Origin of the sequence: Rothia sp. (in: high G+C Gram-positive bacteria) (assembly GCF_030540545.1) — a bacterium.
GTDB lineage: Bacteria > Actinomycetota > Actinomycetes > Actinomycetales > Micrococcaceae > Rothia.
Map to the genome: position 1 here is coordinate 15,619 of NZ_JAUNVZ010000010.1, position 14,312 is coordinate 29,930.

Sequence of the window (14,312 nt, forward strand, 5' to 3'; positions counted from 1 at the left end):
GCTCTCTGCGGGGCTTTCGGCGGTGCTTTCGGTGGAGGCGGCACCCTCGGAGCTCTCTTCGGCATCGGCAGAGGCCGGGGTACTATTCTCAGAGTCCTCCGAAGCGTTCTCGGGCTTCTCTTCCGTGCCCTCCTTATTCTCTTCTGCCTGAGTTTCCGCGGCGATCTTCTGCGCCAGGGACGCCTCTTCAGCCGGGTCTGCCGGTGCCGGAGCGTCCATCCACTGCTGCTGCAGGGACTCCAGGGTCAGATCCTCAAAACGCGCACGCACCAGCTCATCCACTTCATCCTGGCTGGGCTGAGAAAGAGCCGCCAGCTCGCGCACCTGAGCCAGCAGATCAGAAATCGCACCGACAACATTTTCGGTGGCAATATCGGGGGAAGAATCGGTGGAATACACCAGGTCACCGGCAATTTCGGGGCTGGCGTCGCCGTATTCCAGGGAGAGACGAACCCATAGATAGTCCAGCTCGCTCAGAGAGTTATCCTCTTCGGGCGCCTCAAAGTCCCGGAGGTCATTCTCCGGGGTTACCTGTTCGGATTCGTAGTCGTGATTCTGATCCATACTCTTCTCCCGTCTTCATCGCTCTATCGTCTATAGTTCAAGCATACGCACCGAGCACCGTCCCCATTGCGTAGAGCGGCGCATATGCCCTCTTCTGCGTCTAAGAGCGAACGGACGGCGCCCATTCCACAAGAGAATGCGCACCGCCCGTCACCTATCACTGCATTTTAGAGGAACTTCTCAAAGCCCTTGGGCAGGTTCAGGCTGGAAAGATCCAGGTCCTGATCCTGCGCCTGCTGACCGAAGGCAGCACCGGCACGAGCCTGAGCCTGCTGCTGTGCTGCAAGCTCCTGTTCCTTACGCTTCATCGGGTTACCCGACTTGCCAGCCTTCTTCTTGGCGTTCTTCTTCGCCTTACGCTTCGCACCGCCAGCTGCCGCCATACCGGGCATCTGCATACCGCCGGGCATACCGGGCATATTGCCGCTCGCCAGCTTCTTCATCATCTTCTGAGCCTGAGCGAAACGCTCCATCAGCTGGTTCACCTCGGAAACGGTCACACCCGAACCCTTAGCAATACGCGCACGGCGAGAACCGTTAATAATCTTCGGAGCCACGCGCTCATGCGGGGTCATGGAGCGAACAATTGCCTCCACGCGGTCAATCTCGCGCTCGTCAAAAGCCTCCAGCTGCTGGCGAATCTGAGCCGCACCGGGCATCATCATCAGCAGCTTCTTCATGGAACCGAGCTTGCGAATCTGCTGCATCTGAGCCAGGAAGTCATCAAAGGTGAAGTCTTCCTGATCGATGAACTTCTTCGCCATGCGATCGGCCTCAGCCTTATCCCACTTGGCTTCAGCCTGCTCGATCAGGGTCAGCACGTCACCCATATCCAGGATGCGGCTAGCCATACGATCGGGGTGGAACTGCTCAAAATCGGTGACGTTTTCACCGGTGGAGGCAAACATAATGGGCTTGCCGGTCACCGAAGCCACGGACAGAGCCGCACCACCGCGCGCGTCACCATCAAGCTTGGAGAGCACCACGCCGGTAAAGTCCACACCCTCATTAAAGGCGTTAGCGGTATTGACCGCGTCCTGACCGATCATGGCGTCAATAACGAAGAGAACCTCATTGGGTTCAATGGCATCGCGAATATTGCGTGCCTGCTGCATGAGCTCAGCGTCCACACCCAGACGACCCGCGGTGTCAACAATGACCACATCGTGCAGCTTGGCGCGTGCCTCGGCAACACCGTCACGAGCAACCTGAACCGGGTCACCGGTGGGAGTATCGAATTCGCTGGTAACACCCGGGTGCGGTGCGTAGACGGGCACACCGGCGCGCTCGCCCACGACCTTCAGCTGGGTGACAGCATTGGGGCGCTGCAGATCGGATGCGACCAGCATGGGGGTGTGACCCTGACCCTTGAGCCAGTACGCCAGCTTACCCGCCAGGGTGGTCTTACCGGCACCCTGCAGACCCGCGAGCATAATGATGGTCGGGCCGGTCTTTGCCATGGAAATACGGCGGGTCTGGCCACCCAGAATAGCGACCAGTTCCTCGTTCACAATCTTTACGATCTGCTGCGAGGGGTTGAGAGCCTCGGAGACCTCCGCACCCAGGGCGCGTTCCTTCACGTGGGCGGCGAATTCACGAACCACCGGCACGGCAACGTCAGCGTCCAGCAGGGCGCGACGAATTTCGCGTACGGTCGAGTCGATCTCTGCCTCGGAGAGACGACCCTTACCGCGCAGGTTTTTGAAGGTCGCTGTTAGGCGATCGGAAAGAGAGTTGAACACCGCTTGTGCCCGCTTTCTATATCGAATGGAAACCTATAGTTTGATGTTAAGAATACCGCAGATTCGCCCCGCGCCAGTAGTTAGGGCGCCATAGTGTAGCTTTCATTACGCCAGAGGCGCAGAACACCCCGCCTCCCTGAATCAGGGCGACGGGGTGTTCCATCACTTCGCTAGAACGAAGCTATACGCTCAACAGCGGTAGATTAGTTGCTACCGGTCAGCTTCTTGCGCAGTTCAGCCAGTGCTGCATCGGATGCCAGGGTGCCTGCGGATGCGGGCTCCTCGGAGGAGTACGATGCGGGAGCGGGCTCAACCGGTGCCGGTGCTGCTGCTGCAGCTGCTGCGTCAGCCTCGAGAGCCTTTGCAACCTGAACCTTGTGTGCTTCCCAACGAGCCTGTGCCTCGGAGTACTGTGCCTCCCAAGCCTCACGCTGAGCCTCGAAGCCTTCCAGCCACTCGTTGCTCTCGGGGTCGAAGCCCTCGGGGTACTTGTAGTTACCCTGCTCGTCGTACTCTGCAACCATGCCGTACAGAGCGGGATCAAACTCGGTAGCGTTGGGGTCAACGCCCTCGTTTGCCTGCTTCAGGGACAGGGAGATACGGCGGCGGTCCATGTCGATGTCGATGATCTTGACGAACAGATCCTCGCCAACAGACACAACCTGATCTGCCAGATCAACGTGACGCTGAGCCAGCTCGGAGATGTGAACCAGGCCCTCGATGCCGTCTTCAACGCGAACGAATGCGCCGAAGGGAACCAGCTTGGTGACCTTACCGGGAACGATCTGACCCAGTGCGTGGGTGCGGGCAAATGCCTGCCAGGGATCTTCCTGGGTAGCCTTGAGGGACAGGGAAACACGCTCGCGGTCCAGATCCACTTCCAGGACCTCGACGGTAACGGGCTGGCCAACCTCGACAACCTCGTTCGGGTGATCGATGTGCTTCCAGGACAGCTCGGAAACGTGAACCAGACCGTCCACGCCACCCAGGTCCACGAATGCACCGAAGTTGACGATGGAGGACACGACACCCTCGCGAACCTGGCCCTTTTCGAGCTGGTTGAGGAAGGTGGAGCGAACCTCGGACTGAGTCTGCTCGAGGTATGCACGGCGGGACAGAACAACGTTGTTGCGGTTCTTGTCCAGCTCGATGATCTTTGCGTCCAGCTGCTGGCCGATGTAGGGAGCGAGGTCGCGAACGCGACGCATCTCAACCAGGGATGCGGGCAGGAAGCCACGCAGACCAATGTCGAGGATCAGACCGCCCTTAACAACCTCAATAACGGTGCCGGTAACAACGCCGTCATTTTCCTTAATAACTTCGATGTCGCCCCATGCACGCTCGTACTGTGCGCGCTTCTTGGAGAGGATCAGGCGACCTTCCTTGTCTTCCTTGGTCAGAACGAGAGCTTCGAGCTCGTCGCCCACGGAAACAACCTCGCCGGGCTCAACGTCGTGCTTGATGGTGAGTTCGCGAGAGGGAATGACGCCTTCGGTCTTGTAACCGATGTCGAGCAGAACCTCGTCGTGATCAACCTTGACAACCTGACCCAGGACGATATCGCCATCGTTGAAGTACTTGATGGTCTCGTCAACTGCCTTGAGGAATTCTTCCTCGGTGCCAATGTCGTTGATTGCGACCTGAGGGATGTTGGTGCTCATAAAGATAGGGCTCCAATTGGATAACTAATAGGTCGATACGTCCACAGACACATAGAGCATGCACTGCTTCTCTCCGACATGCGCCGGAGGGTCGTATCGAGCTGACGGATACTTACAATACTTATTCGTGCATTCGGCGATTCAGCCCGCGCAGGGGCGCACTGGATACACTAAACCCACAAATACGTTCTACCAGTCTACTCCTAACGGAGCTAAAAAACAATACACCGCACCCGGCGTGTTCACCCTTAGCCCCGCCGGTCATTGACCGACGTGGCGCGAGAGAAACACCCGGATGCGGTGCCGTGCTCTTATGTAGAGATACGTTCTTGCACAGAGGCGAGCGCTAGTGAGCCGCCTCCTGCCAGGAAGCACCCCAACCGCACTGAACTTCCAGAGGCACGCTCAGCTGCGCAGCGCTGCTCATCTCCTCCGTGAGGATCTTCTCGGCAGCCTCGCGCTCACCGGCAGCCACCTCCAGAATAATTTCATCGTGCACCTGCAGCAGCATGCGGGTCGCCAGCCCCTCAGCCAGCAGACGGCGGTGAATATTAATCATGGCAATCTTCATCAAATCCGCAGCCGCGCCCTGAATCGGGGCGTTCAGCGCCGCACGCTCAGCCGCCTCGCGACGCATACGGTTCGTGGACTCCAGATCGGGCAGCATGCGGCGGCGGCCAAACATGGTCTCAGTGTAGCCATCCTGATGCGCCTGCTTGACCACATTGCGCAAGAAACGACCCACGCGACCAAAGCGCTTAAAGTAGTCGGTGCGCAGCTGACCTGCCTCCTCGGCACTAATATTGAGCTGCTTGGACAGACCGAAACGGGACAGGCCGTAGGCAAGACCGTAGGACATTGCCTTAACCTTGGCGCGCATATCGCTGGTGACATCCTCGGGAGCTACACCGAAGACCTGCGAGCCCACAAAACGGTGCAGATCCTCACCCTGAGCGTAGGCGTCAATGAGCGCCTTATCCCCCGCCAGGTGCACCATAATGCGCATTTCAATCTGAGAGTAGTCGGCGGTCAACAGACCCTCGTATTGAACACCATCCACCGGCTTGGGTGCAGCAATAAAGGCACCGCGAATACGGCGACCCTCATCGGTGCGCACCGGGATATTCTGCAGGTTCGGGTTCGTGGAGGACAGGCGACCGGTGGAGGCGGCAGCCTGCTGGAAGGTGGTGTGCACGCGGCCATCTTCCTCGGATGCCTTCATCAGACCCTCCACGGTCTGCTTGAGCTTAATATTGTCACGGTAGTGACCCAGGGCGGCAATAAAGAGGGCACCATCAGACTCGGGGGAGATCTGAGCCAGCAGATCAGTCATGGACTCCGAGTCGGTGGAGTAGCCGGTCTTCATTTTGCGGGTGGTGGGCAGCTTAAGCAGCTCAAAGAGCACATGCTGCAGCTGGGTCACGGAGGCGAGGTTCAGCTCCGCCTCGACCATCTGCCCCTTCTCCTCCACCGTGACAGTGGGGCCCACAATGGCGCGGGCTGCGGCTACGGCATCCTCGGCGCGGGCGGTAAAGGTCGCGTCCAGCTCTTCCAGCAGCTCAGTCGAAACCGCAATGCCGGCGCGTTCCATATCGGCAAGTACCAGCAGCAGGGGCAGCTCAATCTCGGTGTACACGCCCAGCTGACCCTGCTCCACCATGGCGTAGTGCAGCACGCGAGCCAGTTCGTGCACCAGGCGCGAAAATTGAACATTGACCTGCAGATTGGAAACCTCGGTATTAATCAGCATGGATTCGGTGAATTCATCCGCGCCCATCCACAGGTACTGCGCCGCCATATCCTCCAGGCGCTCCACCAGCAGGCGGCGGGTTGCTTTGGGAATAAAACCGCACATATAGGAGGATAGCGCCGGGTCTTCCACCGCACCATTGAGCTCCAAACCATTAACGCCCAGCAGCTTACGCACGGATTTGAGATCCAGTACAATCTTGCGGGCACTCTCATCGGCACACCATGCGGCGAGCGCACTCAGCAATTCGGGGTCCACCAGAGCCGGATCGCAATAAACGCTACCGGGCTGATCGGAATCGGCGGGCATATGGGCGGTCAAAATAATGCCCTGCAGCTGCGGAGCCTCCTCGGCGGCGCGGATTGCTACCTTGGTCACGCGCTTACCCTCAAGGTTCTTACCCTCGGCGCGGGCAATGGGCATCTGGGTGATTGGGTACAGGGTCACAGCTCCGGCAATGCGCTCGGGGGTCTCCAAATCATTGCCGGCAGAATCCTTACCGTAGCGGGCAGCGGTGGCTGCTACCAGCCAGTCGGTGAGCTGCTGAGCGCTCTCCAACGCCACGGCGCTCTGGGTGCTCATCGGCTCAAAAACCGGGCCGGAATAGGAGGCGGCAGGCTTTTCGGAGCTGACCGGCTCCATATCAAACAGGGTGCCCTCGCCACTATTGTGCAGTCCTTCAGATTCGCCGAGCTTCTTAGCAATCTGACGCACCAGGGGCGTGAGGGTTTCCGCCGCGCGCTTGCGCATGGAACGGAACTCCACCACATCAAAAAAAGACTCCAGAGCCGCCAGATCCGGGTTGAAGAAGGTGTCCTCTAGGCTCACCTGCAGGTCCAGGTCTCGCACCAGGGCGTTCAAGCGGCGGTTGCGGCGCACCGCATCCATATTCTCGCGTAGCGCCTCGCCCTTCTTGCCGGTAATCTTATCGGCGTTTTCCAGCACGCCATCCAGGGAGCCGTATTCATTCAGCCATTTGGCGGCGAAGCCGGGACCCACGCCGGGCACGCCGGGCAGGTTATCCGCCTGCTCGCCGGTCAGCGCCGCAAGATCCGGGTAGAGTTCAGGGGTGACCTTGGTCTTCTTCAGCACCGCCGCCGGGTCCATGACCTGAATACCCTTCGCCGGGCCGGTGGTTACCGGGTACAGCAACGTCACCCGGTCAGTCACCAGCTGGAAAATATCGCGGTCACCCGAAAGAATCAGCACCTTATAGTCGCTAGCGGAGCCGCGGGTGGCGAGGGTTGCGACAATATCGTCCGCCTCATAATTCTCAAACGTGAGCGCCGGAATATTCATCGCACCCAGCATCTGCTGAATCAGCTCAATCTGGCCGGAGAACGCCTCGGGAATAGCATTACGGCCGCCCTTATACTCGCCGTACTCGGCGGTGCGGAAGGTGCCACCGGGCAGATCAAAAGCCACCGCAATGTGGCTAGGCTGATGCTCTTTAATAATGTTCAGCAGGGTGGAGAGGAAGGCGTGGACAGCCTCGGTATGCTGGCCATCGCTGCGCACGAAAACATGGTTGCCGGTCTTCTCCGCCATGGTGTAAATACCGAAGAAGGAACGCAGCGCCAAAGAATGGCCGTCAATCAGAAGCAAAGTGTTAGAAGTAGTCACCTCTCTAGTGTAGCTTGAGCAGCTATCACAACGCCCACAAAATCACAGCTGACGGGGTCACTCACAGCGAGCATTCATGAGATAATAGCCCCTATGACTGAAATCAACCAGGGCTCAGACTCGCCCATCACCATCAACGTACCCGACCGTCCCGCACTCGAAGGCCTGGAGAGCAAGCTCTCCCAGCGCTGGGCGGATGAAAAGACCTACGCCTTCGATGAGAACACCACCCGCGAGCAGGTGTACTCCATTGACACCCCGCCGCCGACCGCATCCGGCTCCCTGCACGTCGGTCACATGTTCTCCTACACCCAGACCGACGTCATCGCACGCTACCAGCGCATGACCGGCAAGAACGTCTTCTACCCCCTGGGTTGGGACGATAACGGTCTGCCCACCGAGCGTCGCGTGCAGAACTACTACGGTGTGCTCTGCGACCCCGCCGTACCCGATAACGACGACTTCCGCTCCCTGCTGACCTGGACTGCTGACGGCAAGCCCAAGCCCGACCGTTCCCAGGCAAAGTGGCCGCGTATCTCCCGCAATAACTTCATTGAACTCTGTGAAGAACTCGCCGTAGAAGACGAGAAGGTCTTCGAGCAGCTCTTCACCACTCTGGGTCTGTCCGTAGACTGGTCGCGCACCTACCGCACCATCGATGCGCACTCCCGTAAGGTCTCCCAGCTGGCATTCCTGAAGGACCTGCAGGCAGGCAACGCCTACATGGCTGAGGCACCCACCATGTGGGATGTCACCTTCCGCACCGCAGTGGCACAGGCTGAGCTGGAAGATAAGGAACGCGAAGGCGCCTACCACCGCCTGTCCTTCCACCGCCCCAACGGCGAGAAGGTCTGGATTGAGACCACCCGCCCCGAGCTGCTGCCCTCCTGCGTGGCTCTGGTGGCACACCCCGAGGATGAGCGCTACCAGCACCTCTTCGGCACCACCGTCACCTCTCCCCTCTTCGGCGTTGAGGTTGAAATCAAGGCGCACCCCCTGGCGCAGCCCGATAAGGGCGCAGGTATCGCCATGATCTGCACCTTCGGTGACACCACCGACGTGACCTGGTGGCGTGAACTGGCACTGCCCACCCGCGCCCTGATTGGTCGCGACGGTCGCTTCTCCCGCGATATTCCCGAGTGGATCACCAGCGAAGAGGGCCGCGAGCGCTACGAGCGCATGGCTGGCGCAACCGTCTTCACCGCGCAGAAGACCGTGGTGGAAATGCTGGTTGAGACCGGCGAGATGGAGGGTGAGCCCAAGAAGATCATGCACCCGGTGAAGTTCTACGAAAAGGGCGATAAGCCCCTGGAAATCGTCGCTTCCCGTCAGTGGTACATCCGCAATGGTGGTCGTGACGCGGACCGTCGCGAGAAGCTCATTGAGCGCGGTCGTGAAATGAACTGGTACCCCTCCTTTATGCGCAGCCGCTACGAGAACTGGGTTGAGGGTCTGAACGGCGACTGGCTGATTTCCCGTCAGCGTTTCTTCGGCGTGCCCTTCCCCGTCTGGTACCCGCTGGACGCCGAGGGTGAGCCCGACTACGAGAACCCGATCCTGCCCAGCGAAGAGATGCTGCCCGTTGACCCGGCATCCCAGACCGCACCCGGCTACGAGGAGTCTCAGCGCGGCATTGCTGGCGGCTTCATTGCCGACCCGGACGTTCTGGATACCTGGGCAACCTCCTCCCTGACCCCGCAGATTGCGACCGGTTGGGGCGTGAATGAGGACCTGCACTCCAAGACCTTCCCCATGGATCTGCGCCCGCAGGGTCACGATATTATTCGTACCTGGCTCTTCTCCACCGCCGTACGCGCCGAGACCCTCGCAGGTTCCGTGCCCTGGTACAACACCGCGCTGTCGGGTTGGATTCTTGACCCGGACCGCAAGAAGATGTCCAAGTCTAAGGGCAATGTGGTGGTTCCGAACGAGGTGCTGGAGAAGTACGGTTCGGACGCTGTGCGCTACTGGGCTGCTTCGGCTCGCCTGGGTGCTGACACTGCCTACGACGAGGGTCAGATGAAGATTGGTCGCCGTCTGGCTATTAAGCTGCTGAACGCTTCGAAGTTCGTGCTGAACCTGGGTGCCACCGTTGATTCTGTGATTACCAGCCCCGAGCAGACCGCCGTGCTGACCAATGCTCTGGACCGCTCCCTGCTGGCTCGCCTGAGCACCCTGTTGGAGGAGGCGTCGCTCTCCTTCGAGAAGTACGAGTACGCTCGCGTGCTGCAGATGACCGAGTCCTTCTTCTGGTCCTTCACCGATGACTTTGTCGAGCTGATTAAGGATCGTGCCTACGGTGCCCGCGGTGAAGAGGAGCAGGCTTCTGTTCTGGCTGCTCTGGCAACCACTCTGGATGCTCTGCTGCGCCTCTTTGCGCCCTTCCTGCCGTTTGTGACCGAGGAAATCTGGTCCTGGTGGCGTGCAGGTAGCGTGCACCGTGTCTCCTGGCCCTCGGCTGCAGCTATTGCTGATCTGCAGGATGCCGACCCGCAGGTTCTGCCCACCGTGGCTGCTGCTCTGGGCGGTCTGCGCAAGGCAAAGAGTGACGCAAAGGTCAAGCAGCGCACCGAGGTTTCCTCGGCTACCGTGAGCGCACCGGCCCAGGAGCTGGCTCGTGTTCAGGCTGGTCTGGGCGACCTGAAGGCTGCCGGTAATGCCGCTGAGCTGTCCCTGGTTGAGGCCGAGGGTGAGCTGGCTGTTTCCGATGTTGTGCTGGTTGTTGAGGACGCTGAATAAGCGTGTGTGACACAGCACGAGGCTGAAGGCTCAGCCGGTGAATGACCCGCCGGGTGTTATGGATTGTATCTATAGCCCCCGGCGGGTTTTTATTGGTGCAGTTGTGTACATATATCAAGAGTATATGTCGATGCACGTAGAGTGACTAGCATAATGCCCACGCTATCTTTCGGTATACGACCAAACACGCCGATTCTCCCAGCTCAGAATGCTAGAATGAGCACACTGTCACTACGACACACACGAGACGAGACACTTCCGGCACCGCTCTCGCGCCCCGCACCGAGCACACACTCTTTACGTGCGCCCGGGCGGTAGCACGCGCGCCCGCATCCCGCCTCGCCCTATCCCAACCACTCCAGGAGAGATATGACCTCCCAGACGAGCACACGAGAACACACTCTCGAATACCTCGCCCGATTCCAAGCCATCATCCAGCGCACCAACGACATTAACGCAGAAGGTACCCAGCTGCTTCAGGCGGCACGCAAGCCCGCCACTCGAACCAAGGCCCTACCCTATCTGCTGCACGCCCTCCTGGGAATCGGCGCGGTTATTGTCCTAGTGACTATTCTCAACTCCGTTGCCATGCTCCTGATGCGCGGTGAGCAGCCGTTCATCCACTACCTGCTCTACTACCCCATCATTGTAGGCATCTACGCCTATGGCAGTTGGAAACGCAGCAGCACCGGCACCATCAACAGCCTGCGTATTAGCCCCGCGCGTTTCACCATCTACCTCTTCGCGCTTATCCTCCCGATGCTCCTGCAATCCAACAACTTTGGTTATATTGCCATCTACCAGCTGGCGTTCGTCATTGGTCTTTTGGTCTCGGTTTCTATCTCCCTCGCGCGAACCGTCAAAGACCCCAAAACCTCGGGAAAGCACGAAGACACCGGCATGATCTCCGAGCATATCTACGGTGCAGCAGCTTCTAGCTTTGTGTATACTCTCATCTGCTCGATACTCCTGTTGGGCTTTGCGCCAATGCCCGATATACTCCCCACCCTGCTCGTCCTTCTGTGCGGTGTAGCTATCGGCTGCCTGATCGGCTGGTTCACCTATCGTGCGGATAACCGACAGAGCACGCGCCAGCAGCAGGAGCGTCAGGTGCAGGCTCAGCAGGCGGTAGAGACCATGACCGCGCTGCAGCAGGAACTACGCGAACTCAATCAGGAATACATCGCCGAAGGTATGGACCAATTCCCGCGCGAATACACCGACACTGAGATTATCGGTGCCCTACACTCCATGATTGCCTCCGGCGCGGTAGAGAGCGTACCCGAAGCCATTGAACGCTACGAATCCGAATCCTACCTGCGCTCCTGGGAGATTACTCGACGAGAACTTATGGAGGGTTCCATTGCTCGAGAGTCTGAGAAGGAACGTCTGAATCACGCTCTGACTCTTCACCGAGTACTGACCGAGATCGACATTATTCCCGAGTCTCAGTAATCGGCTCTATCCCTGTATTTCATATCCGCTATCCGGTATGAGGTACAGGGATTTTTCTATACTCATTGAATCGGGATATTCACTGATTCGGGTTTGAGATAGTTATGGTTCTACGATGTTCTGCTTTCCCTTGCTAGTTGTCCCAATCCGGCAAGGCTACGGCCAGCAATCCGGCAAGGCTGTGGCTGAATGTCTGATTTCCCGCATGGGATGATGCTCTTCAGACCCGGGAGGGCTGGGACGTAGGGGAACCCGGAAAGTCTCTCCCTTGGCATCGTCCCATGCGTCATGTAACCAAGTCGAGTAGTCTCTGCGTATCGCTGTTGATATATGTTCGTGACAACAGAGCTTGACTTTTGCTACCCCCCCCCCGCCAAAATTGAGATGTATTAACACACCGTACTTCTTCCGACGCTGAGCCTAAGTAATGCGCATCTGTGCATCACATGAAGGTTCAAGAAAGAACCAGCCTATGTCTCATATTCAGTTCAACCAGCTGAACAACTACCAGTTCCAGCCAGCACCAGATCTTGAACCTCACATCAGGTCTATCCGCGCGACAATCCTCATCTCCTATATTTGCGCCGGTGTTGCTCTTATCAATTGTTTATGCGGTGCATACGTCGCGCTTTTTGGTCTTCTCCCACTGGCTTTGAGCGTTACTGCATTTATTTCAGCTTCTAAGTCTGCAAAAGCGCAGAAAAATCTGCTTCTGAATCTACAGAACGCCCCCTCATTAGCACGGTGTCACCCCACAGATCAGCAGAAGACCCTGGGTACCATTCACAGTTTGGATGCTCCTATTGTTGGTGCCCGCATTATGAGCAACATTGGACTTGCATGCGCTGCTATCTGCTTAATCTACTACCCCCTCATAGCATTTGCTGAATCATTCGCTAGGCACTACTAATCCACTTCGTAGAAGAAGAAACAAAGGAATTTCATGCAAGAATATATCCAAACACGCGAAGGCCTATTGAACTACTTGGGTCGCTTCTACCATCTGATTGTTCGGTTGGATGAGCTAAATACCCGCGGTATGGAGCTCTACGATATTGTTTACGAACCGGATCGCCCTTACCGACGTGTTAATACCCTACAGATGGTTGTACGCATGGCGGCATGTTCCGCCCTCACCTTGAGCTTAGTGCTCTCTTTCTATGGCTCTTACTACGGTGGGTTTAAGATATTCTTCATTATCCCTGCCATCATTGCCTACTTCATTATTCTTAAAAAGCTATCAGGAAATCCAAATGCTCAGCGTCACGCCCTAAGTATCGCTGGTATTACTGCTGCAATAACCATCCCGCTGGGTAATATGTCAAGCTTTGTGTTTACCCGCGCCTATCTTCCAGCACTGGTTGTTGGTTTTATCGCGGGTCTCATCGTTTTCTTTACCTCCAAGGCAAATGCTGAGGAAGCCGCTACCGGTAAGAACGGCAAAGCTCTTATGATTGGCTTGGCTACTTCTGCACCCGTATTCTACGTTGCTTCTGCCATTATGCTTCTCAGCCTCTCTGATGATACCGTAGCCTTTTTTTACCTTGTTCTATTGGTATGTTTGGCTCTAGGCGTTGTAGCTGGTTTCCTGTGGACTATTATCGCGCGTGCAAAGGACATTGCCTACAATAAGGAAGTAGAAGTGTACAATGCTCATCTGCAGCAGATTCGTCCGCAGAGCGCTCAGGAAATTGCCACCATCGAAGCTGAATTGCGTTCTCTGAATCAGCAGTATGTTTCTGAAGGTATGGACCAGTTCCCTCCGAATTACACCGATGCACAAACTATCAGCACCCTGTACAACCTAGTAAAGAACTACCGTGCTAGTACCTTGCAGGAAGCAGTCAATATTTACGAAGAAGATCTGCACCGTCATCGTATGGAGATGAGTCAGCTACAAATTCTTGAAGGTCAGCAACAGATGATTGAAGAAGAACAGCGCACTCGTAAGGCAGTTATGTTGACCTCCCTGATTACCAATATGAATATTGCACATCAGGGATCTCAGATTCGTAACACTCTACGCGATCAGGGTGCGATGACCCGGCAGACAATCAATCAAGCGGCATCTCGCCCTGTCGATGTAAACCTCCGCATTAGGTAACTCGAAGGAAGAAATGGGCTAGTAGGTTTCTCCTCTCCCGTAGAGGTTTTCTGCTAGCCCATTCTTTCTGATAAACACTCTTTGAATTTCCTTGACCGTACAATAGCCTGATAACCGTTCGTAAACTGTCTAATGCATGCCCCGTGTGGCATTGCTTCTACTAGTTTAAAGACCGGTAATCAGATGAACGATAAATAGAGAAACTAACCCCTAAGGATCATGAAAACCTACCTAAAATACACCGCCGCAGCAATCGCGGCCGCGCTAGCTCTCACCGGGTGCTCTTCACCCGAAACTCCCGCCCAGCAAAGCACCGCATCGAAATCGCTGAACTTTGAAGAGATCCACGAAGGCCACTACGGCACACTCACCGGCGTATGGGCAAGCGCCAACTCAAAACTCCTCATCGACAACGACTCCATCATCTGGATGCTCAACGCCAAACGATACGGCACCATCTACGGCCGCCACTTCGCACCCACAGACGAATCCACAGCCCCCAGCTACGCAAAAGCTACCGGAACCACCCAAAACGGCGCATACACACTAACCTGGTCACCAGCCGACTCCGGTTCTACTCCAAGTAGCTCCGCATCTACCCAAGCTTCGGGTTCCACACCTGATACTTCCTCTTCTACAACCGCATCTTCGGCACCCTCCAGCACTGCCGAAGG

The 14,312-nt window shown here is 57.1% G+C and carries 8 protein-coding genes and 1 pseudogene; 5 read left to right on the forward strand and 4 right to left on the reverse strand.

Features of this window, described 5'->3' with window-relative positions; all coding sequences use genetic code 11:
• From Q4P78_RS08335 to polA, 4 genes and pseudogenes are all read right to left on the reverse strand, one after another.
• Positions 1 to 564, reverse strand: a pseudogene (locus Q4P78_RS08335) (hypothetical protein); the annotation flags it as partial.
• Between the two features lie 167 nt (positions 565 to 731).
• Entirely contained in the window at positions 732 to 2,306 is a 1,575-nt protein-coding gene (gene ffh / locus Q4P78_RS08340) for a signal recognition particle protein (RefSeq protein ID WP_303339919.1), read from the reverse strand.
• Between the two features lie 203 nt (positions 2,307 to 2,509).
• Positions 2,510 to 3,967, reverse strand: coding sequence for a 30S ribosomal protein S1 (rpsA, locus tag Q4P78_RS08345; protein WP_303339920.1), 1,458 nt, complete (start codon positions 3,965 to 3,967; stop codon positions 2,510 to 2,512).
• A gap of 346 nt (positions 3,968 to 4,313) precedes the next feature.
• Complete coding sequence (gene polA, locus Q4P78_RS08350; RefSeq protein ID WP_303339921.1) at positions 4,314 to 7,340, reverse strand: DNA polymerase I; 3,027 nt, start codon at positions 7,338 to 7,340, stop codon at positions 4,314 to 4,316.
• A gap of 93 nt (positions 7,341 to 7,433) precedes the next feature.
• On the opposite strand from polA, the gene valS reads away from it, so the two are divergent.
• The 5 genes from valS to Q4P78_RS08375 form a co-directional block, all read left to right on the forward strand.
• On the forward strand, positions 7,434 to 10,079 hold the full coding sequence (valS, locus tag Q4P78_RS08355; RefSeq protein WP_303339922.1) for a valine--tRNA ligase: 2,646 nt from the start codon (positions 7,434 to 7,436) through the stop codon (positions 10,077 to 10,079).
• Between the two features lie 369 nt (positions 10,080 to 10,448).
• The gene (locus Q4P78_RS08360; protein WP_303339923.1) at positions 10,449 to 11,534 is read left to right on the forward strand and encodes a hypothetical protein; all 1,086 of its coding nucleotides are present in this window, start codon (positions 10,449 to 10,451) and stop codon (positions 11,532 to 11,534) included.
• A 472-nt stretch (positions 11,535 to 12,006) separates the two neighbouring features.
• Positions 12,007 to 12,444, forward strand: a complete 438-nt coding sequence (locus Q4P78_RS08365) for a hypothetical protein (RefSeq protein WP_303339924.1) — start codon at positions 12,007 to 12,009, stop codon at positions 12,442 to 12,444.
• A gap of 33 nt (positions 12,445 to 12,477) precedes the next feature.
• Positions 12,478 to 13,638, forward strand: coding sequence for a hypothetical protein (locus Q4P78_RS08370; protein WP_303339925.1), 1,161 nt, complete (start codon positions 12,478 to 12,480; stop codon positions 13,636 to 13,638).
• Between the two features lie 219 nt (positions 13,639 to 13,857).
• Positions 13,858 to 14,312: hypothetical protein (locus tag Q4P78_RS08375; RefSeq protein WP_303339926.1), on the forward strand; the 455-nt coding region annotated here is incomplete at its 3' end.

Excerpts from the sequence above, each read along its gene's own strand:
- rpsA (WP_303339920.1), bottom strand. The coding sequence starts at position 3,967 with ATGAGCACCAACATCCCTCAGGTCGCAATCAACGACATTGGCACCGAG.
- valS (WP_303339922.1), top strand. The coding sequence starts at position 7,434 with ATGACTGAAATCAACCAGGGCTCAGACTCGCCCATCACCATCAACGTA.
- Q4P78_RS08360 (WP_303339923.1), top strand. The coding sequence starts at position 10,449 with ATGACCTCCCAGACGAGCACACGAGAACACACTCTCGAATACCTCGCC.
- Q4P78_RS08365 (WP_303339924.1), top strand. The coding sequence starts at position 12,007 with ATGTCTCATATTCAGTTCAACCAGCTGAACAACTACCAGTTCCAGCCA.
- Q4P78_RS08370 (WP_303339925.1), top strand. The coding sequence starts at position 12,478 with ATGCAAGAATATATCCAAACACGCGAAGGCCTATTGAACTACTTGGGT.